At 72.4% G+C, this 25,421-nt stretch carries 25 protein-coding genes and 1 pseudogene; 13 read left to right on the top strand and 13 right to left on the bottom strand.

What is annotated here, in order from left to right:
- Window positions 1-117 precede the first annotated feature (117 nt).
- Window positions 118-1,212, bottom strand: a complete 1,095-nt coding sequence (locus ABZ386_RS36680; RefSeq protein ID WP_351348064.1) for a chemotaxis protein — start codon at window positions 1,210-1,212, stop codon at window positions 118-120.
- 112 nt (window positions 1,213-1,324) lie between these two features.
- Here ABZ386_RS36680 and ABZ386_RS36675 point away from each other — a divergent pair, with 112 nt between their 5' ends.
- Window positions 1,325-1,681, top strand: coding sequence for a hypothetical protein (locus tag ABZ386_RS36675; protein ID WP_355720236.1), 357 nt, complete (start codon window positions 1,325-1,327; stop codon window positions 1,679-1,681).
- A gap of 54 nt (window positions 1,682-1,735) precedes the next feature.
- On the opposite strand, the gene ABZ386_RS36670 is transcribed toward ABZ386_RS36675, so the two are convergent.
- Window positions 1,736-3,307, bottom strand: coding sequence for an alpha/beta hydrolase (locus tag ABZ386_RS36670; protein WP_351348060.1), 1,572 nt, complete (start codon window positions 3,305-3,307; stop codon window positions 1,736-1,738).
- Window positions 3,308-3,567: 260 nt separating this feature from the next.
- Between ABZ386_RS36670 and ABZ386_RS36665 the strand changes: the two genes are divergently transcribed.
- On the top strand, window positions 3,568-4,239 hold the full coding sequence (locus ABZ386_RS36665; protein WP_358967908.1) for a chaplin family protein: 672 nt from the start codon (window positions 3,568-3,570) through the stop codon (window positions 4,237-4,239).
- A gap of 64 nt (window positions 4,240-4,303) precedes the next feature.
- Here the strand turns inward: ABZ386_RS36665 and ABZ386_RS36660 are convergent, their stop codons facing one another.
- From ABZ386_RS36660 to ABZ386_RS36650, 3 genes are all read right to left on the bottom strand, one after another.
- Window positions 4,304-5,038, bottom strand: coding sequence for a class I SAM-dependent methyltransferase (locus ABZ386_RS36660; protein WP_355720227.1), 735 nt, complete (start codon window positions 5,036-5,038; stop codon window positions 4,304-4,306).
- A 6-nt stretch (window positions 5,039-5,044) separates the two neighbouring features.
- Window positions 5,045-9,322, bottom strand: a complete 4,278-nt coding sequence (locus ABZ386_RS36655; RefSeq protein WP_356618971.1) for an aminotransferase class I/II-fold pyridoxal phosphate-dependent enzyme — start codon at window positions 9,320-9,322, stop codon at window positions 5,045-5,047.
- Between the two features lie 166 nt (window positions 9,323-9,488).
- Entirely contained in the window at window positions 9,489-9,974 is a 486-nt protein-coding gene (locus tag ABZ386_RS36650) for a nucleoside deaminase (protein ID WP_351348054.1), read from the bottom strand.
- A 99-nt stretch (window positions 9,975-10,073) separates the two neighbouring features.
- Here ABZ386_RS36650 and ABZ386_RS36645 point away from each other — a divergent pair, with 99 nt between their 5' ends.
- Entirely contained in the window at window positions 10,074-10,850 is a 777-nt protein-coding gene (locus ABZ386_RS36645) for a GNAT family N-acetyltransferase (RefSeq protein ID WP_358967953.1), read from the top strand.
- Window positions 10,851-11,015: 165 nt separating this feature from the next.
- On the opposite strand, the gene ABZ386_RS36640 is transcribed toward ABZ386_RS36645, so the two are convergent.
- Both ABZ386_RS36640 and ABZ386_RS36635 read right to left on the bottom strand, forming a co-directional pair.
- Complete coding sequence (locus tag ABZ386_RS36640) at window positions 11,016-11,279, bottom strand: GlsB/YeaQ/YmgE family stress response membrane protein (protein ID WP_114250135.1); 264 nt, start codon at window positions 11,277-11,279, stop codon at window positions 11,016-11,018.
- A 242-nt stretch (window positions 11,280-11,521) separates the two neighbouring features.
- Window positions 11,522-11,962 carry an SPW repeat protein gene (locus ABZ386_RS36635; RefSeq protein ID WP_114250134.1) on the bottom strand — a complete coding sequence of 147 codons (441 nt, stop codon included), beginning with the start codon at window positions 11,960-11,962 and terminating at the stop codon, window positions 11,522-11,524.
- Between the two features lie 227 nt (window positions 11,963-12,189).
- On the opposite strand from ABZ386_RS36635, the gene ABZ386_RS36630 reads away from it, so the two are divergent.
- The 5 genes and pseudogenes from ABZ386_RS36630 to ABZ386_RS36610 form a co-directional block, all read left to right on the top strand.
- Complete coding sequence (locus tag ABZ386_RS36630; RefSeq protein WP_351348051.1) at window positions 12,190-12,366, top strand: hypothetical protein; 177 nt, start codon at window positions 12,190-12,192, stop codon at window positions 12,364-12,366.
- A gap of 153 nt (window positions 12,367-12,519) precedes the next feature.
- Window positions 12,520-12,603 (top strand): putative leader peptide, encoded by an 84-nt coding sequence (locus ABZ386_RS36625; protein ID WP_351348119.1) that lies wholly within the window; start codon window positions 12,520-12,522, stop codon window positions 12,601-12,603.
- 227 nt (window positions 12,604-12,830) lie between these two features.
- Window positions 12,831-13,385, top strand: coding sequence for an NADPH-dependent FMN reductase (gene ssuE, locus ABZ386_RS36620; protein ID WP_114250133.1), 555 nt, complete (start codon window positions 12,831-12,833; stop codon window positions 13,383-13,385).
- Between the two features lie 48 nt (window positions 13,386-13,433).
- On the top strand, window positions 13,434-14,582 hold the full coding sequence (locus ABZ386_RS36615; protein ID WP_351348047.1) for an LLM class flavin-dependent oxidoreductase: 1,149 nt from the start codon (window positions 13,434-13,436) through the stop codon (window positions 14,580-14,582).
- Window positions 14,583-14,680: 98 nt separating this feature from the next.
- Window positions 14,681-15,835 (top strand): annotated as a pseudogene (locus ABZ386_RS36610) (serine hydrolase domain-containing protein); the annotation flags it as partial.
- Between the two features lie 251 nt (window positions 15,836-16,086).
- Here the strand turns inward: ABZ386_RS36610 and ABZ386_RS36605 are convergent.
- On the bottom strand, window positions 16,087-17,136 hold the full coding sequence (locus ABZ386_RS36605) for an acyl-CoA dehydrogenase family protein (protein ID WP_358967904.1): 1,050 nt from the start codon (window positions 17,134-17,136) through the stop codon (window positions 16,087-16,089).
- Between the two features lie 120 nt (window positions 17,137-17,256).
- Window positions 17,257-18,360: a substrate-binding domain-containing protein gene (locus ABZ386_RS36600; protein WP_358967902.1), complete on the bottom strand. Its 1,104-nt coding sequence runs from the start codon at window positions 18,358-18,360 to the stop codon at window positions 17,257-17,259.
- A 78-nt stretch (window positions 18,361-18,438) separates the two neighbouring features.
- Here ABZ386_RS36600 and ABZ386_RS36595 point away from each other — a divergent pair, with 78 nt between their 5' ends.
- The 4 genes from ABZ386_RS36595 to ABZ386_RS36580 all read left to right on the top strand — a co-directional run bounded on the left by ABZ386_RS36595 (window position 18,439) and on the right by ABZ386_RS36580 (window position 22,354).
- Window positions 18,439-18,876, top strand: a complete 438-nt coding sequence (locus ABZ386_RS36595) for a MarR family transcriptional regulator (protein WP_351348041.1) — start codon at window positions 18,439-18,441, stop codon at window positions 18,874-18,876.
- Between the two features lie 195 nt (window positions 18,877-19,071).
- On the top strand, window positions 19,072-19,962 hold the full coding sequence (locus ABZ386_RS36590; RefSeq protein ID WP_358967899.1) for a glycoside hydrolase family 19 protein: 891 nt from the start codon (window positions 19,072-19,074) through the stop codon (window positions 19,960-19,962).
- Between the two features lie 70 nt (window positions 19,963-20,032).
- Window positions 20,033-21,400: a phospholipase gene (locus ABZ386_RS36585; RefSeq protein ID WP_356506061.1), complete on the top strand. Its 1,368-nt coding sequence runs from the start codon at window positions 20,033-20,035 to the stop codon at window positions 21,398-21,400.
- Between the two features lie 42 nt (window positions 21,401-21,442).
- Window positions 21,443-22,354, top strand: coding sequence for an oxidoreductase (locus ABZ386_RS36580; RefSeq protein ID WP_351348035.1), 912 nt, complete (start codon window positions 21,443-21,445; stop codon window positions 22,352-22,354).
- Window positions 22,355-22,376: 22 nt separating this feature from the next.
- Here ABZ386_RS36580 and ABZ386_RS36575 read toward each other — a convergent pair whose 3' ends face one another.
- The 4 genes from ABZ386_RS36575 to ABZ386_RS36560 all read right to left on the bottom strand — a co-directional run bounded on the left by ABZ386_RS36575 (window position 22,377) and on the right by ABZ386_RS36560 (window position 24,859).
- Complete coding sequence (locus ABZ386_RS36575) at window positions 22,377-23,243, bottom strand: NAD(P)H-binding protein (RefSeq protein WP_356618928.1); 867 nt, start codon at window positions 23,241-23,243, stop codon at window positions 22,377-22,379.
- 27 nt (window positions 23,244-23,270) lie between these two features.
- A complete protein-coding gene (locus tag ABZ386_RS36570) occupies window positions 23,271-23,852 on the bottom strand; it encodes a TetR/AcrR family transcriptional regulator (RefSeq protein WP_355725122.1) in 582 nt (193 codons plus the stop codon).
- An 88-nt stretch (window positions 23,853-23,940) separates the two neighbouring features.
- Window positions 23,941-24,402, bottom strand: a complete 462-nt coding sequence (locus ABZ386_RS36565) for a pyridoxamine 5'-phosphate oxidase family protein (RefSeq protein ID WP_355725125.1) — start codon at window positions 24,400-24,402, stop codon at window positions 23,941-23,943.
- 61 nt (window positions 24,403-24,463) lie between these two features.
- On the bottom strand, window positions 24,464-24,859 hold the full coding sequence (locus ABZ386_RS36560) for a tautomerase family protein (RefSeq protein ID WP_356506065.1): 396 nt from the start codon (window positions 24,857-24,859) through the stop codon (window positions 24,464-24,466).
- A 148-nt stretch (window positions 24,860-25,007) separates the two neighbouring features.
- On the opposite strand from ABZ386_RS36560, the gene ABZ386_RS36555 reads away from it, so the two are divergent.
- Window positions 25,008-25,400 (top strand): VOC family protein, encoded by a 393-nt coding sequence (locus tag ABZ386_RS36555; protein WP_358967894.1) that lies wholly within the window; start codon window positions 25,008-25,010, stop codon window positions 25,398-25,400.
- Window positions 25,401-25,421: the final 21 nt, after the last annotated feature.

Here is a 25,421-nt window from a genome sequence, read left to right as displayed (position 1 = left end):
CGCGGGGCGCGCTCCTCGGAGGCCCAAGTCGTAGATTACACAGGGTATTTGACGCCTCGTCGGACGCCGGGCATCAGTTCCCGCGCATGTTCGACGGCCTTGTGTTCGATGCCCGGGTCAGTACCTCAGCACTCCGGCGATGCCCTCCGCCTCCCCGAGGGTGCCGTCCGGAACGAAACGGACGTCGGCTCCCGTCTCCAGGCACTGCTCGACAATCTCGTCCACGATGTCCTCGCGGGAGTCGAGGTCGCCGTCCGCGGCGAGGACCAGGTGGTCCCCGGCGTCCTGGACCGTCACGCGGTAGTTCTCCTCGACGGCCAGCAGCCGGACGCGGCCGTCCCGGGCGCTCTGCCACAGCTCGTCGACACCGGCGGCGAACGCCCGTCGCCCCCGGGCCGTTTCGAGGGCCCGGGCCACGGCGTCCGTGCTGCTGCGGGCCTCCTCCTCGAGCACCGGACGCAGGGCCTGCCACACCGCCTCGGGGGTTCCGTGCGCGAGCCCGCCGTGCGGGACGTGCACCGCGCCCTTGGCGGCGCTGCCGACCTCGTCCAGCAGGGAGAGGGCGGCCGGCTCGCCGGTGACGTACAGCCGCCGCGGGTGGTCGCGCAGGACGGCGCCCAGCGCGGTGTCGGTCTCGCGCAGGAACTGGCGGGTGCGTTCCTCGCGGAAGGCGCTCGGCAGGTCGCCGACGCGCTGTTGCCGCTCCGGGTCGAAGTTCTCCACCCGCCGGGTCAGCGGGAAGCCGCCGACGCGGGCCTCGGTGACGCGGTCGACGCCGCCGTTCCAGAGCGTGACGCGGTCGGCGGCGAGCGACAGCGCCCAGAACGGCCGCTCGGCCGTCTGCGCGGAGACGAGGTTGCGGGTGAGGAAGGTGTCCGAGAGCACCACGCGTTCGGGCACGGGCCGGGCCAGTGACCACACCTGGTGCTCGCCCGGAGCGGCGAAGATCACCAGGCCGTCCTCGGCGTGCGTCAGATCGATCTCGGACAGGGCGCGGTCGAGGTGCCGGCAGACCTCGGCGCGTCGCTCGCGGCTGACCGCCGGATCCGCCTCCAGCTGCCGCTTGGCCTCGGCCACCACATTGCGCAGCCGGACCTGGTCCTGGGCGTTGTCGGGTTCGCGCCGGTGCGTCGGCGTCAGCACGGAGACCGCGGGGTAGGGGCGCGGGCGCCGCAGTTCGGCAAGGATCGCGGGACTCAGAACGTGCTCCATGACAGCACGATAGAGCGGATTCACCTGTAGGGCATTTGGGGCAATCGGCCTGAGGGCTCGGGTGCTCGCGAGTGCCTTCGCGGGTGCAGGCTGGGGGAGGAGGTGGCTGCCGATGGCACGCCTGGTGGTGGACGGCGACGAGGTCGTGGTCCGGCTCGCGCCGCGGGAAGCGCTGCCGGCCCGGCGCCGCGAGGTGCGGGTGCGCTCCGCGGACGTGCGGGACGTGCGGGTCGAGCCGGAATGGTGGCGGGCTCTGCGCGGCACGCAGCTCGGCGGCCGCTGCCGCCCCGGCCGGTGGTGCGTCGGGGAGCGGCTCCACGCCCTGGGCCGGGATTTCGTCGCCGTCCGGGCTGGGGCCCCCGTCGTGGTCCTGGAACTGCGGCGGCCGGTGCCGTTCACCCGCCTCGCCGTCTCCGTCGCGGACGCCGGGCGGGTCGCCGAGAGCGTTCGGCGGCGGCTGGGTGCGTGAGGGCGGGCGGGCCGTCACGGACGTACTTCCCCTTCGGCTGAGGGCCGGGCCGGCTCACTCCGTGTCGTGGTCCGAGCCGCAGGAGCTGCCGTCCGGCGGGAGCGTGCCGTACAGCAGGAAGGCGTCGACCTTGCGGTGCACGCACGTGGAGGAGCCGTAGCCGGTGTGGCCCTCGCCCCGGTTGTCGAGCACCACGGCCGACGACCCGAGCCGCTCGGCCGTCTCCATCGTCCACCGGTACGGCGTGGCGGGGTCGCCCCGGGTGCCGACGAGCAGCATCCTCGGCGTGTCGACGTCCTTGACCTCGTCGCGGATGAAGTCGGTGCCCTTGGGGCGGCCGTAGCACATCAGCACCTGGGTGAGCCGGTACCGGCCGAAGACCGGTGACGCGCGTTCGTAGCGGGCGCGCAGCCGGCCGAGCTCCCGGCCGACCTGCGCGGCGGCGGGGCGGTCGGGATCGTCCGCGCAGTTGACCGCCATCAGGGCCGCCGGCAGGTTGTCCAGGGGCACGTCCTCCGGGTCGGTGAGACCGGCGTGCGGGGCCCGCAGCGGCGGGAGGAGGAAGCCGCCGGACAGGAAGGCCTCCAGGCCGCGCGTGTCTCCGTCCTCGAGCAGCCGCGCGATGGCCCGCTGCAGCGAGGGCCACAGCTCCCGGCTGTACAGTCCCTGGGCCAGCGCGCCCGCGAAGTCCTGCCCGGAGAACTCCTCGCCGAAGTCCGTCGGCACCGGCTCCTCGTCGAGCGACTCGACCACCTGTACGACGTGCTCCCTCGCCTCGCGGGCGTTCCGGCCGAACGGGCAGGCGATGTCCTCCGTGCACCAGGTGAGGAAGTTCTCCAGTGCGGTCTGCTGCCCCTGCGCGCTCACCACACCCTGTTCGGCCAGCGGCTCGGTCAGCGTGTCGACGCCGTCCAGCACCATCCTGCCGACCCTGTCGGGGAACTGGGCCGCGTACACCGCGCCGAGCCGGCTGCCGTACGAGAAGCCCAGGTAGTTGAGCTTGTCGTCGCCGAGCGCGTCGCGCATGACGTCCAGGTCGCGGGCGGCGTTCACGGTGCCGATGTGGGGCAGGACGGGGCCCGAGTGCTCGGCGCACTCGGCCGCCGCGTCGCGCAGCTTGCCGAGCACGGCCTGCGGGTCGGTCACGTCGGCGTTGCCGTCGGTAGCGTCCAGGGCCTCGCCGGAGGCGTTGCCGCAGCTGACCGGTGAGGAGCGGCCGACGCCGCGGGGGTCGAAGGCGACCACGTCGTAGCCGTCCGTCAGGCCCATGAAGTCCTTGCCGCCCATGGCGAGTTGGGCCACGCCCTGGCCGCCCGGGCCGCCGAAGTTCAGCAGCACCGAGCCCCGGGACTTGCCCGTCGCCCGGTAGCGGGCCACGGCGACATCGAGGGTTCCCTTCTCCGGCCGGGAGTAGTCGAGCGGCACGGTGACCTTGCCGCACTGCAGGTCCTTCGGTATCTCCGCGCCCGCGCAGGCCGACCAGCGGACCTTCTGGTCGTAGAAGCGCGTCAGGCCGGGCGGGGGGTGGTCGGCGGCCGGCAGCCCCGTACCCAGCAGGGCGAGCCCGGCCGTGCCGGTGACCGCGCAGCGCCGGAGCGAGGGGTGCGTGGACAGCTTGGCCAGCATCGATGCCTCCCAAGGGCGCCCCACGGCGCCCTCGCCCACGATAAGCGGGCCCTTGCGGGAGCGCCTCCGCACGAGCGGGGCCGGGCGAAGTGCCTTACCCTGCGCCGCCGCACCCCGCATACGAAGGGTTTTACCGCTAGTTCGACAACCGGGCCGCTCGATGGAGTGAAAGGCCGATAAGCCATAACTCGGATCGGGGGCGTCGCGTTTTGTCTCATGCGGGTGAGTGCCCGCGACGATGTCTGGAAGGCAGGGAACCTATGAGACGGGTTACCCGAAACGGTGTGATCGCCGTCGCCGCCGCCTCGGGCGCGATGGCCCTGACCGTCCCCGCCCACGCCGGTTCCGGGGCGGACGGCTCGGCGGCCGGTTCGCCCGGGGTGGTCTCCGGCAACACCATCCAGCTGCCGGTGCACGTCCCGGTGAACGTGTGCGGGAACACCGTGAACGTGGTGGGGCTCCTGAACCCCGCCGCGGGCAACAGCTGCGCGAACAAGAGCAGGCCCGCGGATCGCCCCGGGGACCGGCCCGGCAAGCCCGGCGGCGCGGTCGCCCGGGGCAGCGGAAAGGATTCCCCGGGCGTGGTCTCGGGCAACGGGATCCAGCTGCCCGTCGACCTGCCGGTCAACGTCACCGGCAACTCGGTGAACGTGGTCGGCATCGGCAACGCCTCGACCGGCAACGAGTCCTCGAACACACCCGGCGAACGCCCGGTCCGCCCCCACCACCCACCGGAGCCGGCCCCGAAGCCCTCCACCCCACCGCGCGCGCACCCGGCGCCGGAACCGGCCCCGCACACCCCGCAGCAGACCCGGGACGCCCTCGCCCACACGGGCACCGACCACACCCTCCCGGCCGTCGCGGTGAGCGCGGCCCTCGTGGCGGGGGGAGTGGTCCTGCGCCGACGGTTCCGCCCGGGGACGGACGGCTGAGACAGCCACCCGGCACGGGGGCCGGCCGTTCCCGGGGCTCCCCCGGGGGCCGCGGCCGGTGTCCTCAGACCGCCTCCGCCACCCCCGTGAGCAGCACCATCCCCGAGTCGCCGTAGTCCGGCAGGGTCGGGTCGGTGTCGATGTGGGTGACGTCCAGGTCGCGGGTCAGCGGGGTGAAGACCTCGGTGACCGTCGTCGGGCTCACCGGGCAGCCCGGCCAGCGGGAGGCGGGGCCGATGCGGTAGGTCGGCATGTTCTCCATGAACGCGGCGACCAGGTGGCCGCCCGGCGCCACCACGCGGACGAAGGTGCGGCAGAAGTCGGCGAACTCGGCGAAGTCCTCCGTGGCGCCCTCGGCCACGAAGTGCATGGAGGCGAGTCCGTACGTGCCCGGCCGCAGCGTCCGCACATCGGCGTGGACGACGTTCACCGGGGCCAGCGCCCCGGCCAGGGTCGCGGGCACGGCCGGGTTGAGCCGCCGGCACAGCGCGTGGAAGGGCAGCCAGCTCGCGTCCGGGCGGTGACAGATCTGCTCCTGGAGGTAGGCGACGTTGCTCGACCCCGCCTCCACGGCGTCGATCCTCCGGCTCACGGCGGACGCGAGGACGAGCGGGTAGAGGTTGGGGCCCGCACCGAACTCCACCGAGCGGGCGATGCCCCCGGGCGGCAGGCGCCGGTAGTAGGCGGAGTGGTGCGCGATGACCGCCGCGTCCGAGGGATGCACCTCGCGGTAGTTCTCCGCGAGGTAGTCGGCGACCGGCCAGCGGTCCCAGTCCACGTCGTCGTTGTGCGTCGTCATGGCCGTCTAGCCCTTCAGCCGCAGCGGGAAACGTTCGGACAGCCGGGTCAGGGTGCCGTTCAGACGGTCGATGTCGTCGTCCGAGTTGAGAGCGGTGAGCTGGATGCGGAAGCCCACCCGGTCGCGGGGGACGAGGGGGTAGGCGGCCAGCGTCACGTAGATGCCCTCCTCCCACAGGAACGCGGCGACCGCGTCCAGGTCCGCGGGGTTCGCCAGCGGTACCTCCACGATGGGCAGCCGGTCCGTGTTGAGGGTGCTCACCCCCAGGTCGTCCAGGTGGTCGAGCACCCGCACCGTCTTGCGGTACAGGTCGGCCCGGATCGCATCGCCCCGGCGTTCGTTGACGTCCAGCCCGGCCAGCGCGGTGGCCAGGGACGCCGTCGGGGACGGCCCCGAGTACAGATAGGGAGCCGCCGCGGTCTTCAGCCGGTTCTTCAGCTCCGACGGCAGCGCCAGGAACGCCAGCAGCGACGAGTACGCCTTGGAGAAACCGCCGACCAGCACGATCCCGTCGTACGACTCCCCGGTGTGCCGCACCACGCAGTTGCCGCGCATGCCGTACGGGCACGGCTCGCCCGGCCCGCGTTCCCCGATCACGCCGAAGCCGTGCGCGTCGTCGACGTACAGCGTCGCGCCCTCGGCGCGGCACACCGCCGCCAGCGCGGGCAGGTCGGGGATGTTGCCGCTCATGCTGTTGACGCCGTCCAGACACACCAGCCGGGGCGTGCCCGGTGGCACCCCGGACAGCAGGGCGCGCAGCTCGTCGAGCCGCCCGCCGTGGAAGCGGTGCAGGGTGGCACCCCGCCCACGGGCCACCACGCAGCCGTCGTAGACGGTCCGGTGGGCGGTCGCCTCGACGAACACGTGACCGTCCTCCGCGAGCGCCGGGATCACCGAGGCGTGCACCAGTGTCAGCGTGGGCAGCAGCAGCGTGTCCGGCGCGCCGAGCAGCGCGGCGAGCCGCTCCTCGATGTCCGGGTACAGGCGCGGACTGCCCAGCAGGCGCGACCAGCTGGGGTGCGTGCCCCACTCGCGCACCGCGGGATCGACCGCGTCCATGACCTCCGGGTCCCAGTCGAGTCCGAGGTAGTTGCACGACGCGAAGTCGATCAGCCAGTGGTCGCCGCTGCGGATGTGGCGGCCGCGCACCTCGTCGAGGACCGCGTCGCTCATGGGACTGGTGCGCCGCAGGTGCTCCAGGTCCGCCCAGCGCGCCTCCCGGCGTCCCCGGGCGGCCTCCACCCGCGGGCGCGGCGTACGGGGCGGCGCGAAGGGGCGGGTGCTCGGCTCCCGCAGCACGTGGGCGCTCTGCTCCACGGTCAGGGGCCGGGCGAACAGGTAGCCCTGCCCGAAACGGCACCCCATCCCGGCCAGCAGATCCCGTTGCGCGGCATCCTCGATGCCCTCGGCGATGACCTGCAGGCCCAGGGTGTCGGCGATGCGCACGATGCCCTCGACCAGGGCGACCTGCTGGGCGTCGCGCGCGATGTCGTCGATGAACGACTTGTCGATCTTCAGCACGTCGATGGGGAAGTCCCGCAGGTAGCGCAGCGAGGAGAAGCCGGTGCCGAAGTCGTCGACCGCGATGTGCACCCCGAGTTCCTTGAGCGTGTGCAGCACCGTCTGGAGCCGGTCGTCGCGGTGCAGCAGCACCGTCTCCGTCAGCTCCAGCTGCAGCGACCCGGGCTCCAGCCCCGGCGTGCTGAGCGCCTGGCCGACCTGCTCGACGAAGCCCGCGTCGCGGAACTGGCGGGCGGAGACGTTCACACTCACGTACGGGGCACGGGAAGGCCCCGGCAGCCGTTGCAGGCCCGCGATGTCGCTGACCGCGTTCTCGAGCACCCACGAACCCAGCGGGCCGATGTGCCCGGTCTCCTCGGCCAGGCTGATGAACTGGTCCGGCGTGACGGGCGACCGCTCCTCGGCCGGCCAGCGGACCAGCGCCTCGAACCCCACGATCTCCCCCGCGGTGATGTCCACGACCGGCTGGTAGCGCAGCGCGAACGCCTTGTCGGCGACCGCCTGGGCCAGCTGCGACTGCAGGTCGTGCCGCTCGACCATGCGGCTGCGCAGCAGCGGCCGGAAACGGCGCCACTGCCGCTTGCCCGCCGCCTTCGCCGCGTACAGCGCGAGGTCGGCGTGGCCCAGCAGCTCCTCCGCGTCCGTGCTGTCGCGCGCGGTGGCCACGCCCACGCTCGCGGACACCGTCACCGACTCGTCGTCCAGGTCGAACGGCCGTCCCAGCGTCTGGATCACCTGGGCCGCCAGCAGCTCGGCGTCGAGCGGCTGCTTGGCGTCCTCCATCAGCACCGCGAACTCGTCACCGCCGAGCCGGGCCGCGGTGTCGGTGCGCCGCAGGGTCCGGGACAGCCGGTTGCCGACGGCGATCAGCAGATGGTCGCCCGCCCGGTGCCCCATCGTGTCGTTGACCAGCTTGAAGTCGTCGAGGTCGATGAAGAGCAGACAGGTCAGGGCGGACTCGCGGCGACCGCGCAGCAGGGCGCGTTCGATCCGCTCCAGCAGCAGCGTCCGGTTGGGCAGGCCGGTCAGCGAGTCGTGGAAGGCCCGCTGGGTCAGCTCCTGTTCCAGCCGCCGCTGCTCGGTCACGTCCCGCAGGGTCACCACCAGCCCGGACACGGTCCGCTCGTCCCGGAAGTCGCTGAACCGCACCTCCACCTCGACGCGCCCGTTCCCGCGCCGCACCCACCAGTGGTCATGCCCCGCCGGCGATCCCCGCTCCCGTACGGCGGTCAGCTCCCGGGTGGCCCGCTGCCGGTCCCCCGGGTCCACCAGCTCCGGCAGTGACACGCCGACGAGGTCGTCGGTGCCGAACACGGACCGCGCGGACGGGCTGGCGTACCGGATGGTGTCGTCGTCCTCGAGGATCAGGATGACGTCGGAGGCGTTGCGGACCAGGGTGCGGAAGTACGCCTCGTTCTCCCGCCGGACCACTTCCCGGCGCAGCTTGACCCGCTCCATGGCCAGGCCCGTGTGCGACGCCAGGATCTCCAAGGAGCCCCAGGTCTCGGTGAGCTGCCGCTCCGGGCCGGCGACCAGCAGGACGCCCGGGATCGCCCCGGCCGGGCGGTCCGGCTGGGTCATCGGGCACACCAGGACGGACTGCAGGGCGTCCAGCTCGGCGCCGACGCTGTCGTGGAGGGCGGCCGGGCTGACCAGGCGGGTGCCGCCCGCGCCGAGGTCCCCGATGCGCTCCGACGGCAGCAGCACGGTCCGGTGCGGTACGTCCGGCCCCAGCAGCCGGTCGACCGCGGTACGGCAGGACTGGTCGACCTCCGTCTGGTGGAAGGCCGAGACCAGTGAGGCGGCGGCCCCGCGCAGTGCCAGCTCCCGCGTCACCGCGTGGCGATGGGCCACGACCATGCCGGCCAGCCGGAGGATCACCAGCAGGAACAGCACCGCGGAGAAGGCCGCGATCACGGCGGCGTCCCGGGTCTGCTTGCTCAGCCCCTCGTACAGCAGGATTCCCGGCGCGATCAGCGTGGCCACGGCCAGGATGACCAGTCGGCGCGGCGGCGGGAGCAGGGACTCGCGCTGCGGCACGGAGGCGGTCAGTTCGACCATCGAGGGATGCAGGGCGGCCAGGCCCCAGGCGGTGTAGAAGGCGATCCACCCCGTGTCGAGGAGGGTGCCCGTCTGCCACATGCCGTTCAGTTGCAGGATCCCGTAGGCGATGTCGAAGCCGAGCAGCGTGACGGTGCCGACGACCAGCAGACCCACGGCACGGTTGTGGCCGGTGACCGGGCTCGGGGTCAGCAGCCGGGCCAGCAGGGCCAGCACGAGGACGTCGCCGAGGGGATAGGCGATGCTGATCGCGCGCTGCTGCCAGGTCATCCCGTCCACCACCGTCAGCGGCTGCACCAGGTACACCCACACGGGCAGCGCGAGGCCCGCCGTGACGATCAGCGCGTCGAGCAGGCTCGGCAGGTCGCGGTCGGCCCAGCGGTGGCGCACCAGACCGGACAGGCCGATCGCGAAGAGCGGGTAGGTGGCGAGGTAGCAGGCGTCGGCGGGGGACGGGAACGGGTTGGAGGCGTCGAAGTACTCCTCCATCACGTTGTAGTAGGTGTCACCCGTGATGAAGGTGAGCAGCCCGCCGGCCAGGAACCACCAGGGCCACTGGTGGGCCGGCCGGTGCAGGCGCACGCCGGCCAGTACGGCGGTGACGCCGGCCAGCCCGATGACGGCCCACAACGCGGGAGCCAGCACCGGCACGGTCAGGTAGACGATCGTGACGGCCGTGACCAGGGCGATATAGGCGGCCATCAGCCGCCGCGCCGGCAGCAAGGACATGTGCCTCCCCCCGTCGGGGAGACCGGGGTGTACACCGGGTCTTGTTGAATTCGATCGTAAGTTCGCCCGCGTGGCTCTGCATCTCGGGGCCGGTCATGCGGCCGGGGGAGCGGGCGGGGGTCGGGCGGCTCGGGCGGTGTCAGCCGCGTCCGCGGTGGAACCGGACGTGCAACTCCCGGACACTCTCCGTGAGTTCGGGCACGGGCCCGTCCACGACTACACCGGGTGCGACCTCGTGGACGGGGAGTGTCCGGACCGGTGGCGCGGGGACCCGCAACTCGCTCAGCCAGGACGAGAGTTGCTCGGAGGAGGCGACGTAGACGATGCGTCCCAGGCCGACCCAGGCGTGCGCGGCCGCGCACATCGGGCAGTGCTCGCCGGAGGTGTAGACCGTGGCGGCCGCCCGCTCCTCGGGGGAGAGACGGGCCGCCGACCAGCGCGCCAGTTCGAACTCGGGGTGCCGGGTGCGGTCGCCGGAGGCCACCCGGTTGTGGTCCTCGGCGAGGACCGTGCCGTCCCCGTCGACCAGGACCGATCCGAACGGCTCGTCCCCGGCCCGCAGCGCCTCGGCGGCGAGCTCCACGCAGCGGCGCAGGTACGGCAGTTCCGTGTCCTTCACGACCATGGTGCGGCCCTTCCCCGTGACGATGTGATCAACAGGACCGTACCCGGAAATGGCGTTGCCGGGCCGGGCGGCCGGTGGTGGAGTGCACCCATGGAACACATGGATCATGCCGCGCTGCTCGCCCTGTTCGACCGTGACCTGAGAGAGGGAGCCCGGCCGGACGGCCCCGACGCCCGGGTCGAGCGCACCGGCGACGTCGTGCGCCAGGTCGCCACCGGGAAGGGCTGGAACGGCGTCCTGTGGTCCGCCCTCGACGAGGCCGGAGCGGAGGCGGCCATCGCCGAGCAGATTCGCCACTACACCGGCCTCGGCCTGGACTTCGAGTGGAAACTGTACGGACACGACCGGCCGGCGGACCTCGGGGCTCGGCTGCGCGCGGCGGGTTTCACGCCCGGGCCGCAGGAGACGCTGATGATCGGCGAGGCCGCGGGTCCGGTCGTCGACGCCGAACCGCCGCAGGGGGTTCGCGTCGTGCCGGTCACCGACGCGCCGGGGGTCGACCTCGTGGCCGAGGTCCACGAGAAGGCCTTCGGCGCGGACAGCTCCTGGCTGCGTCACCAACTGCTCGCGCGACTGGCGGCGGACCCGGGCACCGTCGTCGCGGTCGTGGCGATGGCCGGGGACGAGCCGGTGAGCGCGGCCCGCATGGAACTCGTGCCCGGCACGCGGTTCGCCGGACTGTGGGGCGGCGGCACCGTCGAGGGCTGGCGCGGCCGCGGCATCTACCGCGCCCTGGTGGCCCACCGCGCCCGCGCCGCCGCGGCCCGCGGCTACCGCTACCTCCAGGTCGACGCCTCCAGCCAGAGCCGCCCCATCCTGGAACGCCTCGGCTTCCTGCCGCTGACTTCGACGACGCCGTACGTCTACGAGCCGTGACCCACTGCGGCGCCGTTGGCGGGCCGCTCGGCCCTGTGCCTCAGGGGTCGGGTGCCGTCGTCGGGTGCCGTCGTCGGGTGGCCGCGTCTGCCGTCGGGTGGCCGCGTCCGCGCGGCTGGTGGGCCGCGCGGACGGGTTGTGTCGTGCCGTACGGGCGGTACGCCGTCAGCGGCGTGCCTTCGAGCGGTCCAGTGCGATCACGCCGAGCGCGGCGAGACCGATCTGGATGAGCCACTCGACCCAGTCGACGCCCTTGGTGTCGGCCACGCCGAACGCGGCGGCGAGCGCGGAGCCGATCAGCGCGGCGATGATGCCGACGACGATCGTCCACAGGATGCCGATCCGCTGACGGCCCGGGACCACGAGTCGGCCCAGGACGCCGATGACGATGCCGATCACGATGGCACTGATGATCCCGTCGATCTCCATTTCCGCCCCTTCTCCTCAGGACCCCGTTGCAGTGCGGGTGCCCCCTGCCGGCCGGGACACTCCGGTCCGGGACACTCCGGTCCGGGACGGTCCGGCTCCGGGACGGTCCGGAGTACTCCGGTTCCTGGGCACTCCGGCTCCTGGGCTCTCCGGTAGCTGGGCCCACCGCCGCTCGCGGCCGGGTGCGGGTATGAAGAGGCCGGTCCGGGGTGCGGACCGGCCTTCGGTTCTCTCCGTCGGAGCTACGGCCGCTGGGAGGCCTTCGCCGCCGTGCCGGCGCACACCAGCCCCAGGATCACGGCCAGTGCGCCGATGATGATGTTGTTCCACACGACGCCGGCGTCCGGGCTGTCGCCGACGACCCACGGCGAGATGACGAGCCACACCCCGAGGGCGCACATGGCCCAGCTCAGGCCGTACATGCGCTCCGGAGCGCGAGTGAACCCGAGCGCCAGCAGGCCGATCGCGATACCCATGATCAGGTTGTGGGTCACGAGCGGCGGCTGGCTGGTCGTGTAGTGGACTATCCACGGGGAGGCGGCGCAGTACAGACCGAGCAGGAACACCGGTCCGTCCACGAGCGCCACATCGCGACCACCGAGCACGCGGGCGTACCGGGCCCGCATTTCGGAGGCATCAGGATGGCTGGCTATGTCACCTCTGGTGGGCGAGACGTTGGCCATGACTCGTCTCCTTCGACTTGCAGGGCGACCGCGTCTGGTCGGTATGCGGTAAGCGCCGCGTAAGCCTCATTCTGCACTTATTTCCCTTTTATGTGTAGAGGTCGGCACGGGTGGGCCGAGGCGTCCCGCAGTACATGTCCGGGCGGATCGCGGGCAACCGGATATGTACGACAGCGACCGACCGACGCCGCCCGGCAGGCGGCGCACGACAGGGGAGGACGACGGGCATGACGGCGGCCATGAGCGCGAAGGTGTTGGAGCGGTTCCCGGCGGGAGCTCCGCGCGGATCGTGGCCGGCGGAGGAGTGCGCGGCCCGCCTCCGCGCCGAGGGGAAGCCCGCGACCGTCGTGATGGACCTGGAGTCGGACGCCTTCCTCGTGGTGGTTCCGTCCGACGAGGACTGACCGGACTGGGCGCACGGGGCTTTCCGGGGCTCCGTCGTTTTCCCGGGGCGGCCGTTTCCCAGGGCAGCCGTTTTCCGAAATCCGTGGTCCGGGATGCGAGATGAGCCGCGTTTCCCTTGACGGCCCTCGCGTCCCGCTGCCACGATCCATGGCATGACCATGCGACTGGACCTCACGCGGCGACGCCACGTCGACCTCGCACGCGTCTCCAGCGCTTCCTGTCGCACCGCAGCCTGAGCCCGTCGGCTCGCCGCTTCCCCGCACCGCCGTATCCGCCTTCGGCCGCAGTCTGTCGAGCCGTGGCGCGTCCACGGGATCCGGTGCGCGGTGAATTTCCCCCCGCCCTGCGCGGTGCACTTCCCGCACGCCTGAATTCGGCGCACTGTCACGCCCTTTGAGCGAGGCGCCCATCGAATTCGGCTCTGTCCGCGCCCAGTCGCGCCTTCTCCCGGAAAAGAGAGCCCATGGCCACCGTCCTGTCCGTCTCCGGCAGCCCCTCCGCCTCCTCCCGCACCAGCCGCCTGCTGCGCCACCTGGACAAGCGGCTGGTCGCACAGGGCCACGACGTCATCCCGCTCGACGTCCGCACCATCCCCGCCGAGGCCCTGCTCGGCGCGGACTTCCGGCACCCGGCCATCGTCGAGGCCACCGAACTGTTCGCGCGGGCCGACGGCGTCGTCGTCGGCACGCCCGTCTACAAGGCGTCCTACTCCGGGGTCCTCAAGGCCCTGCTGGACCTGCTCCCGCAGTACGCCCTCACCGGCAAGGCCGTGCTGCCCCTCGCCACCGGTGGCAGCATCGCCCATGTCCTGGCCATCGACTACGCCCTGCGCCCGGTGCTCACCTCCATGGGCGCGGCCCACACCGTCCAGGGCTGGTTCACCCTCGACAAGGACATCACCGTCCACGACGACGGCTCCCTGACCGTCGCTCCGGCCGCCACCGAGGCGCTCGCCCAGGTGGTCGACCAGTTCTCCGCGGCGCTCGGCCGCACCCCGCTCCTCGCCGTGGCGGGCTGACCCTCCCGCCGCCGCGCCCGCGGACGTTCCCCTCGATCGGAGATTCCCGTGTCCCTCACCTTCCACTGGTTCCTGCCCACCAACGGCGACAGCCGCCATGTCGTCGGCGGCGGCCACGGCAGCCCGGCCACCGCGTCCGGACGGGACCGGCCGCCGACCGTCGCCTATCTGAGCCAGATCGCCCGCGCCGCCGAGGAAGTGGGCTTCGAGGGCGTCCTCACGCCCACCGGCGCCTGGTGCGAGGACGCGTGGCTCACCACCGCGATGGTCAGCCAGCACACCGAACGCCTGAAGTTCCTCGTCGCGTTCCGTCCCGGCCTGATCTCGCCCACCCTCGCCGCGCAGATGGCCGCCACCTTCCAGCGGCAGACCGGCGGACGGCTCCTGCTCAACGTCGTCACCGGCGGCGAGAACCAGGAGCAGCGCGCCTTCGGCGACTTCCTCGACAAGGACAGCCGGTACCGCCGGACCGGCGAATTCCTGCAGATCGTCAGGGAGTTGTGGGAGGGCAAGTCGGTCGACCTGCACGGCGAGCACCTCCGGGTGGAGGACGCGGCGCTCGCCCGCGTGCCCGACCCCGTTCCCCAGGTGTACTTCGGCGGGTCCTCGCCCATCGCCGGGGAGATCGCCGCCCGGCACGCCGATGTCTACCTCACCTGGGGCGAACCGCCCGCCCAGGTCGCCGAGAAGATCGCCCGGATCCGGTCCCTGGCCGCCGGGCAGGGCCGCACCCTCCGCTTCGGCATCCGGCTGCACGTGATCACCCGCGACACCGCCGAGCAGGCCTGGGCCGAAGCGGACAGGCTGCTGGACGGATTCGACCCGGAGACCGTGGCGTCGGTGCAGGCCGGGCTCGCCCGCAGCGAGTCCGAGGGGCAGCAACGCATGCTCGCCCTGCACGGCGGCCGGCGCGACCGCCTGGAGATCCACCCCAACCTGTGGGCCGGCATCGGCCTGGTGCGCGGCGGGGCGGGCACCGCCCTGGTCGGCAGTCACGCCGAGGTCGCGGAGCGGATCAGGGAGTACCACGCCCTCGGCATCGAGGAGTTCATCCTCTCCGGCTATCCGCACCTGGAGGAGGCGTACTGGTTCGGCGAGGGCGTCCTGCCGCGCCTGGCCGCGGAAGGCCTGTGGCGGCACCCCTCCGGCAAGGAGCTCGCCGCTGCGGCCGCCACACCCGTGCCCTTCGCCAGTTAGCACCGCCCGAACACAACGATCAACCTCCCGGCCCGAGTTCGGCGTCATCCGCACCAAGGGGCACCCCGGCCCCTTGGTGAACGGGAGGCGCAGACCTTATGAAGCAGCGGGCCGCACGGACCGTCTCGTACGCACTGGCGATGGCGTTAGCGACCGGGGCCGTGGCCGTCGCGCCCTCCGCGCACGCCGCGCCGGAGCAGCCCGGCCACGAGGCGACCCGGGCCGCACTGCGCGACCTGGTCGAGAAAGGCGGCCTGCCCGGCGTGGCCGCCAAGGTCCGGGACAGTGAGGGGACTTGGTTCGCCGAGCCCGGTCACGCGGACATCGCCACCGGCCGCGAGCGCTCCCCGGGCGACCATTTCCGCGGCGCCAGCATCACCAAGACGTTCATCGCCACCGTCCTGCTCCAACTGGAGGCGGAGCGGAGACTGAGCCTGGACGACACGGTCGAGCGCTGGCTGCCCGGCCTGGTACGGGGCAACGGCTACGACGCGGACCGCATCACGCTCCGCCGGCTCCTCAACCACACCAGCGGCATCGCCAACTACACCGACGACCCCGCGTTCCGCCACAACGCCGCCGGACCCGGATTCCCCGAGCACCGGTACGACACGCACACGCCCGAGGACCTCGTGGCGATCGCGCTGAAGCGGCCGCCCGTGAACGAGCCGGGGACGGCACCCTCGTACTCCAACACCAACTACGTGATCGCCGGGATGGTCATCGAGAAGGTGACGGGCCGCTCCTACGCGCAGGAGATCACCCGCCGCGTCGTCCGGCCGCTGAAGCTGCGCGGGACCTCGTTCCCCGGTACGTCACCCCGCATGCCGAAGTCGCACCCCGTCGGCTACTCACGGCTCCACCAGGACGGGCCGGACGCCCCCGTCCACGACGCCACCGAACAGAACATGACCTGGCTGGGCGCGGCCGGCGACGTCATCTCCACCGGCGGCGACCTCAACCGCTTCCAACGAGCGCTGATCAAGGGCGAGTTGCTGCCCCCCAAGCAGATGAAGGAGATGCTCGACGAGGTCCCGACGGGGGACGGGCTCGGGTTCGGGCTCGGGGTCGAGTTCGCGACGCTGTCCTGCGGTGTCGGGGTGGTGGGCAAGACCGGCCGGACGAACGGCTCCCTGACCGCCATGGTCGGCACGCGGGACGGGAAGCACCAGCTGACCTTCAACGTCAACGGCGACTGGCTCCCCGACCCGTCGCTCTACATCGGCGTGATCGAAGCGGAGTTCTGCGGCAGGACGCCCTCTCGGACCGGCAAGGCTCCGTCTTTGACCGGCGAGGCGCTCTTCCGGACCGGCGAGGCCCCCTCCCGCGTCGGCAAGGCTCCCTCCCGCGTCGGCAAGGCTCCCTCCCGCGCCGGCAGGGCTCCCTCCCGGACCGGCGAGGCGCTCTTCCGAACCGGCGACGCCCCCTCCCGCGTCGGCAAGGCTCCCTCCCGGACCGGCGAGGCCCCCTCCCGCGTCGGTGAACCGTCCCCGCCCCGGCTCGGCTAGCCGGACGCCAGCGAGCCGAGGTGGATCCGGCGCGCCTCGGCCGTCTGGCCCTGCACCAGCAGGAACATCCCCTCGCGCGCCAGCCGCTGCGCCCGGCTGCCCAGGTCCATGGACCGGCCGCCCCCGGCCACGATCGCCGCCGTCGTGGCCGCGCGCAGCACGTCGTACGCCTGTGTCTTCACCGCCAGACGATCCGGGACGCACTCGTGCGGGGCGGGGTGGTCGGCCAGCGCGTAGGCCTCCCGCCGGACCGCGTCGAGCCGGACCCGCAGCGACCGCGCCGTCTCCTCGCCCTCCGGGGCCCGCGCCACCAGGTCCAGCGCCGCGGACGCCACCCCGAACACGGCCGGACTGGCGTTGGCCGCCCTGGGCAGGTCGGCCAGGGCGAACTCCTCCTGCGAGGCGCGCAGCACGACGGACTCCTCCGGCACCCACAGGCCGTCCAGCTCCAGGGAGACCGTACGGGCGGCGGCGAGGGCCGCGAGCCGCATCGGCGCCGACGCGGACAGCCCCGGCTGCTCCCGGGCCTCGGCGACGACGAACACCACCTCGGCCGTGTCCGTCACCCCCGCCAGCAGCAGCACGTCGTTCAGACCCCAGCCGGTGTACCAGGGCACCGTGCCCGCGAAGCGCCAGCCGCCCCGCTCGGGCACGGCCCGCACGGGGACCCAGGGAAAGGCGCGGACATGCGCGAACGCGATGCCGGCCAGCAGCTCGCCGGTCGCCAGCGGACGCAGCAGCTTCTCCCGGACGGGCGAGTCATATGTGGCGAGCAGCTTCACCGGCGTGTGGTGCTGTGTCTGCACGAACCATGTGGAGCAGCACGCCCCGGCGAGGATCTCCGCGGTCTCCCGCGCCACCGCCACGGGCGCGTCCGCCCCGCCGTACGCCCGCGGCGCGCCCACTCCCAGCAGCCCCGACCGCTTCACCGCCTCGACATGGCTCGCGGGCACACCCTCCTGGTCCACGCGCTCGGCGTGCGGGACGAGGAGGTCGTGCGCCAGTCGCCGGGCGCGGGTGACGAGAGGATGAGGTGCGGTGGTCATGGGGGGAATTCTCCCGGTCGGCCGGCTCGGGGTGTCGATCCGGGGGTGTGTCGTTCGTGCAGGAGGGGGGTCTCGACCGCCGTAGCAAGGCGCTCACCGGGGGCGGTCCGGACGGTCTCCTCAGGGGCGCGCGGTCAGCTCCGTGAGCACGTCGAAGTCGAGCCCGTCGGCCCGCGCCAGGTAGATCCGCTGGCGCACATGGGCGTCGCGCAGGTGCAGCAGCCCGCGCGGGCCCTCGTACGACACCGCGCCCGCCGCCGCGCCGATCGCCGCCACGTCCAGCGTCCCGGCCCGCTTCAGCAGCGCGGCCAGCAGCAGCACCCCCTCGTAGCAGGACTCGCCGAGACTGCCGAGGGCGGGCGCCTCGACGCCGTACCGGGCGGCGTACTGCCCGTGGAAGTCGAGGGTGTCCCGGTTGGCCAGCGACGCGAAGAACCCGGCCGTGCTGTAGAGGTCCTCGGTGGCCGACGGGCCGCTCGCCATCAGCATGTTCTCGTCCATCAGCGTGCTCAGCCGCAGACAGCGCGCGTGCAGGCCGTACGCCGCGAACGCCCGGTTGAAGCGCACCGCGTCGCTGCCCACCAGCAGCATCAGCACCGCGTCCGTGTCCGAGCGCTCGATCCGGCGCAGCACCGGCTCGAAGTCGTGGGTGCCGAGCGGGAGATACGCCTCGCCGGCGACCCGGCCGCCGGACGCGCGGGCGTACACACGGGCCGAGCGGGCTGTGTGCCGCGGCCACACGTAGTCGTTGCCCACCACGAACCACCGCCGCACCCCGCGCTCGTGCGCCAGCAGGTCCATCGCGGGCCGCAGCTGGTCGCGCGGGGTCTCGCTGGTCAGGAACACGCCCGCCGTGTCCTCGCCGCCCTCATACAGCGCGGTGTACACGTACGGCACGCGGTGCGCGATGCGCGGTGCCAGCGCCTGGCGCACCGAGGAGATGTGCCAGCCCGTGACGCCCTGCACGACGCCGAGGTCCACCAGTGCCTCGACCTGCGCGGCGACCTCGTGCGGCGGGCCCGAGCCGTCGACCGGCACCAGCCGCAGCTCCCTGCCCAGCACGCCGCCGTCCCGGTTGACCTCCTCGGCGGCCAGTCGCGCGCACAGCTCGCAGGCCGGTCCGAAGATCCCGGCCGGCCCCTGGAGCGGAAAGACGAGGGCCACGCCGAGCACGGAGTCGTCGGCCGTGAACCACTCGGGCGCGGGGAGGTCGTGCCGGAACATGGCGTCATGATTCCGGGTCGACCGGACGAACTCCAGTGCGTCTCCTACGATGGACACCCCTCGTAGGCAAGGAGCAGGATGCCCACCCCACCCCCGCGTCGGCCCGACGACCTGGTGCAGCTGCTCACGCGGGCCGAGCGGCTCGCCGCCCGTCGGCTGCAGGCCGTGCTGGCGGAAGAGGGCTGCTCGCTGGACGCCTGGCGGGTGCTGGCGCTGCTGTCCGACGGCGAGGGGCACCACATGACGGCGATCGCGGAGGCCGCCTTCCTGCCGCCGCCGACCCTGACCAAGCTGATCGACCAGCTCGTCGACCAGAACCTCGTGCACCGCAGGGTCGACCCGTTCGACCGCCGCCGCGTCCTCGCCCACCTCACCCCGCGCGGCCAGGAGTACGGTCAGCGCGTCGACCGCGCGGTCCGGGCCGCCTGGCCTCCGCTCGGCGAGGGCGACGACGAACTGCTGCGGGCCCTGCTCGACCGGCTCGCGGCGACGCTGGAGCAGCAGACTCCCGTGTGAGCCCGCCGGGAACCGGCGCGGGGATGACTGGTCTACACCCTTGACTGGTACAGACCAACGCGGTTGAGTGTGCCTCCACCACCCCCCACCACGGCCGCGCCCACGCCGTGACCGGTCCACCGGTGCGTGCGGCGCGGGCTCTGCTCAGTCCTGCCCTTGACGGGTGCGGCCGTGCCCGGCAAAGGAGTTGATCCCGTGTCGAGACGCCGTGTCTCCGCCGTCCTGGCCGTCCTCGCCCTCGCGGGCACCGCACCGGTGCTCCTGCCCACCTCGAACGCCTCCGCCGCCGCGTGCTCCAGCTACCCGAACTGGGTGGCGGGCAAGTCCTACGCCGCTGGCGACATCGTCCGCCACACCGACGGCAAGGCGTACATCGCCGAGCACGCCAACCCGGGGTACGACCCCACCATCAGCACCTGGTACTGGGAGCCGTACGCCTGCGACAGCGGTCCGGGCACGCCCGACGGGCGCTTCGTCGTCACCGAGGCGCAGTTCCGCCAGATGTTCCCGAACCGGAACGCGTTCTACACGTACAGCGGTCTCACCGCGGCCCTGAGCGCCTACCCCGGCTTCGCCAACACCGGCAGCGACACCGTGAGGAAGCAGGAGGCCGCCGCCTTCCTCGCCAACGTCGGTCACGAGACCGGCGGCCTGGTCCACGTGGTGGAGCAGAACACCGCCAACTACCCGCACTACTGCGACTGGAGCCGCCCGTACGGCTGTCCGGCCGGGCAGGCCGCCTACTACGGGCGCGGCCCGATCCAGCTGAGCTGGAACTTCAACTACAAGGCCGCGGGTGACGCGCTCGGCATCGACCTGCTGAACAACCCCTGGCTGGTGCAGAACGACTCGGCCGTCGCCTGGAAGACGGCCCTGTGGTACTGGAACACCCAGACCGGCCCCGGCACCATGACCCCGCACCATGCCATGGTCAACGGCGCCGGCTTCGGCCAGACCATCCGCAGCATCAACGGCTCCCTGGAGTGCGACGGCAAGAACCCGGCGCAGGTGCAGAGCCGCGTGACCAACTACCAGCGGTTCACACAGATCCTCGGCACGTCACCCGGCGGCAACCTCTACTGCTGACGCCGGACCGCAGGGCATGGTGGCATGCGGAATGTCATGCACCTGACCAGTCGGACGAAGGGCCTCCCGCATGCGCAGACGCACCCCCCACGCCCTGCTCGCCACGACCGCGGCCCTGGCAGCCGCGGTCGTGGCCCCGCAGCCGGCCGCCGCCGCTGTCCCGGCTCCGGGCACCTACTACGTCCAGAGCGCCACGACCGGGCTCAACGCGGCAGACAGCGGCGGAGCGGTCGAGCAGCACCGGCCCCGCGGCGACGAGGACCGCCAGCAGTGGCGGCTGAAGCCGCACGGGTCCGCGTACCTCCTGGAGAACACCGACGCGCCCGGCCGTTGCCTCGGCCGCGACGGCGACCAGGCCGCGACCGTCGCCTGCACCGGCGGCGACGCCCTCTGGGAGATCACCCCGATCGGAGCCGACCGGCACACGCTCAAGGCCCCGGGCGCCCCGCGATACCTCACCGTGGCCCCCAAGCCGTCCGGCGCCAACCACCCCGCCCGCCTCGCCCTCGGCGGCGCGGGCGACCTCGCCGTCTGGTACCTCACCCCGGTCGACCCGGCCACCGGCCCCATGCCGCCGCAGGACCGGCGCACCCTGGACCAGGTCACGTTCCTCACCGCGCACAACGCCTACGCCAATGGCGTCGACGGCGGTTTCGCCCCGCCCTTCGTCAACCTGGTGCCCAACCAGACCCGCGGCATCGAGCGGCAACTCGCCGACGGCGTCCGAGGATTCATGCTGGACATCCACCAGACCCCGGACGGCGCGATCCTCTGCCACAACAGCTGTACTCTCGTCAGCCGGCCGGTCGCCCTGTGGGTCGACCTTCAGCGCATCGTGGACTTCCTGGAGGCTCACCCCGACCAGTTCGTCACCGTCTTCCTGGAGGACTACGTCGACCCTGCCGTCCTGCGCGCCGAACTCGCCCGCGTCGAGGGGCTGTCCGACGTGCTCTACCGGCCCGACCGCACCGGCGTACGGCAGAACGGCTGGCCGGCGATGGCGGACCTGATCGCCGCGAACGACCGGCTGCTGATCTTCACCGACCACAGCCGCTCCGCCGACCAGGCCGCGGGCCTGACCCGGGACGGCTTCGGCGTCATGTACCAGCGCGAATGGACCGTCGAGAACCACTGGTCCATGGGGCCCGGGATCGGCTCCTCCGACTGGTCCTGCTACAGCCGCTGGTACGACGCGCACACCAACATCCCGTTGACCCGCACCGAACCGGGCTTCCGCCCGCTGTTCGTCATGAACCACTTCCGCGACGCCGGGATCACCGCCACGGCCGCCACGGACAACGCCAAACTCGCCGACCGCGCCCGGCGCTTCTGCGAGCCCGCCGCCCGCAAGAAGCCCACCTTCCTCGCCGTCGACCACTACGACCTCGGCAACCCGGCCGCCGCCGTCGCCACCCTCAACTCGTACACGTATCCGTAAAACCGCCGCACCGGCCCGCGCGGCGTGTGTGACACTCCGCCGATGGACTCACAGACGATCACCGCGGACGCCGCGGGCACCTGGAAACTCGGCGACCTGCCCGTCCACCGCCTCGGCCTCGGCGCGATGCGGCTGACGGGCAGCGGCGCCTTCCACCACGGCACACCCAGCGACCGCGACCGGTCGATCGCCGTCCTGCGCAGGGCGATCGACCTCGGCGTGAACCACATCGACACGGCCGCCTTCTACTTCTCGTCGCTGCGCTCCGCCAACGAACTCATCAACAGCGCGCTCGCGCCGTACCCCGACGACCTGGTGATCGTCACCAAGGTGGGCCCGTACCGGACGTACACGGGGGAGTGGGGCACCTCGGCACGCCCCGACGAACTGCGCGGCCACGTCGAGGAGAACCTGCGCCAGCTCGGCCGCGACCACCTGGACGTCGTCAACCTGCGCCGGATGCCGACGTACGACTCGATCGCCGAACACTTCGGCGCCCTCGCGGAGCTGCGCGAGGCGGGCCTGATCCGGCACCTCGGCATCTCCAACGTCACACCCCGCCACCTCGCCGAGGCCCAGGCCATCGCACCGGTGGTCTGCGTGCAGAACCGCTACGCCCTCGACCGTCCCGACCCCGACACGGACGAACTCCTCCGTATCTGCGGCGAACAGGGCATCGCCTTCGTGCCGTTCTACGCCGTCGCCGGCGACGCCGGTGAGCACGGCGCGACCACCGCCCACGACGAGGAGGTCAAAGCCGTGGCCCGGGCCCACGGCGTGGGCCCCGCGCAGATCCGCATCGCCTGGACGCTGCACCAGGGACCCCACATCCTCGCCATCCCCGGCACCGGCAACCCCGACCACCTCACGGAGAACGTGGCAGCGGGCGCGATCCGCCTCACCGACGAGGAACTGGAGCGGCTCGACGGACCGCGGAGGAAGGCTGGGCAGTGACAGCCGGCCCTCGTTGCTCTACTCAGTGGAACTCGCCGGCGTGGTCCCTTGCCCACTGCGCGAAGGTGCGGGCGGGCCTTCCGGTGACGGCTTCCGCCGTCGGCATGGGGCCGAGGCACGAGGGATCGAACGCCTCGGCCTCCGACGGGTCCGACTCATTGCCGCCGTAGTCCTCGAAGCCGAGGAGGAAGTCGGCGTTCTCCGCGGCGAAGCCGCCCTGCGCGAGATAGATCTCGCGGGCCTCCTGCGGGGTCACCACCTGGAAGTCGATCTCCTCACCCATCGCCTGGGCGATCAGCTCCACCTGGCACCGATGCGTGAGGAGTTCGGGTCCGTTCAGGGTGTACGCCTGCCCCGTGTGGCCCTCCTCGGTCAGGGCAAGGACGGCCACGTCGGCGATGTCGTGCTCGTGCACCGGGAACCATGCGGCGTCCGGGGCCGGGTCGCGTACCACGCGCTCGGCGCGGATCGGCGGCCCCCATAACGCCAGCTTGTTCATGGCGAACTCCCCGGGGCGCACATGCGTCCACTCCAGCCCCGAGGCCTCCACGGCCTGCTCCACCGGGAGGTGGAAGTCGGCGTCGAAGCCGGTGGTGACCGCGCCGGAGGAGAGCACCACGATGCGGCGCACGCCCGCCTTCTTCGCCCTGCCGACCACCTCCGCGGCGGTCGCCGCGACCGGGAAGAGGAAGAGCGCCTCGACACCCTCCAGAGCATCCGTCAGCGTTTCCGGCCGGGTGAGGTCGCCCTCGTGGACCTGCACTCCTTGGGGGAACACCCCGGCCCGCGTCCTGCGGGTCAGGGCCCGCACGTCACGCCCCTTCTCGACAAGTTGCCGGACGACGTTCCGCCCGACGTTGCCGGTCGCCCCCGTCACCAGGATCGTCATGGATCGCCTTTCGCCTCTTGAAGTCCGTCAGGGCGTGGTGCGGGTCCCGATGCCGTTCTCCAGCGTGCGGATGACCCAAGTGGAGGCCCCGTGGCGCGGCAGTTTCCCCCCGCTGACCGCCGTGCAGCCGGCGGACACGTGTGCCCACAGCACGTGCTCGATCCAGTCGCTGCTCACCTCCGGGTCCAAAACGCCCTCGGCCTGGCCGCGCCTGATCAACCGGCCGATCTCCTCGGCCGCCGGATCGGGGCCACCCCGAGCGGCGACCGCCTCGCTGATGCGCGGATCGCCGTAGAGGAACAGCACCTGGTCGCCGACGTCGAGCATGGCGGCCACCAGCCGCCGCAGCGCGTCCAGGGGTGGCCCCTCGTCGATCCGTGCCTCCTTCAGCGAGTCGTCGAGTCGTCGCAGACAGTCCTCGACCACCGCCGACACCAGTTCCTCCCGGTCCGGAAAGTACCGCTGGAGGGTGCTGCGTCCCACGTCCGCGGCCGCCGCGATGTCCGCCAGCGTGGCGTCACGTCGGCGGGACAGCACGGACGCCGCAGCGCTGAGGATGGCCCCTCGCGTACGGACACGGGCTCCGGTCTCCCCGGTGGTGCTCGCCATGACCCCATCGTAGCCATCAACGCCCCATAAGTGGCAAAGTTTTATTCAAAATGGGTCATCGATGCCTCATTCCGATCCAGAACTGCCACTAGACCGCCCAGACCCCCTCCCGCATCAGATGCCTGCGCGGCAGCTCGTGCACCTCGCACCACGCCTGGACCGCCCGCGGCCGGACCCGGAAGAAGGCGTACGACGCGTGGGCCTTGCGTGGATCCCAGCCGGTCTTCGCGCGGAACGCCTCGGCCGCCGGCGTGGGCACCTCCTGGCGCGTGAAGGTCTCCGCGTCGCCGTCGAGGAGCACGACGTCCCGGGTGTCCCCGAAGGCCAGCCGCGCCCGGCGGCCGTCCCGCAGGTTACGGCCGGTGGGGTTGGTCAGTCGGGTGCACAGCCAGACGGCCTCCTCGTGCCAGACGAACCACAGTGGGACCAGGCACGGCACACCGTCGGCGTCGGCCGTGGCGACCCAGATGTCCATCTCCCGTTCCAGACGGTCCAGTACGTCGGCCTTGCGCTGCGCGGGGGTGCGGGGTGACGGCTCGGTGATCTTCATGGCGGGGACGCTAGCGGGCGGCCGGGCGCCGCGCCTCGGGCTGAGGGCGTAGGCACCGGGCCTAGGTCCCCGCGCCATCCAAGTACTGCGCCGCCCCCTCCCCGAGGGACCAGTCGGCCGGCTCGTTCTCCGTCAGGACGACGAACACGTTCCGCGGCTCGGTGCCCGTGTACGCCTCGGCGAGTTCGGCGATCCTGCGGTACAGCGCCTGCTTCTGCGTGGGCGTGCGACCGGAGCGCAGCGTGATCGCGACGTAGGCGATGCCGTCGTCGCGGCGTACGCCGAGGTAGTCGCCGTATCGCAGGGTGCCGCTCGTGCCGTCGTGGTCCACGAGGACCTGGAACCGGTCGTCGGGCGGGATGCCGATCGTCTCCGTCAGGGCGTCGTGAACGGCGCGGCCGAGCGCGGCGAGGCGCTCGGGTCCGGCGCGGAGCGTGTCGATGCGGATGAAGGGCATGGGGTCTCCTGCGTGTTGTGGAGCGTGAGTGTACATACTAGTAGTTACAGACGATGTGACCGGTGTGGGGTCTGCCCGTGGGCTGGTTGGCATCCCGTGCGTTTTACGTATAACCTCTCCCGCTAACCCCGCACTCCGAGAGGCCCCGATGAGACGTATCGCCCTGGTCACCCTCGTCGTCGACGACTACGACGAGGCGATCCGCTTCTACACCGAGGCTCTCGGATTCCGGCTCGTCGAGGACGCGCCCCGGCCTGACGGATCCCGCTGGGTCGTCGTCGAACCCGGCGCCCCGGGAGCGGGCACCGGACTGCTGCTCGCCCGCGCCAAGGGGGAGCAGCAGGCGGCCCGGGTCGGGGATCAGGCCGGCGGGCGGGTCGGGTTCTTCCTGCACACCGACGACTTCGCCCGCGACCACGCCCGGATGACCGCCGCGGGCGTGACCTTCCTGGAGGAACCGCGGCACGAGCTGTACGGCACCGTCGCCGTCTTCCAGGACCTGTACGGCAACCGCTGGGACCTGCTCCAGCCCGCCCGCTGATCTTCCCCCCGCCCCCGCACA

It is taken from the genome of Streptomyces sp. NPDC006140 (assembly GCF_040628815.1).
Classification (GTDB): Bacteria; Actinomycetota; Actinomycetes; order Streptomycetales; family Streptomycetaceae; genus Streptomyces.
The sequence above is the reverse complement of the archived record's forward strand: the minus strand, read 5'-3'. Positions and strand labels throughout refer to the sequence as shown.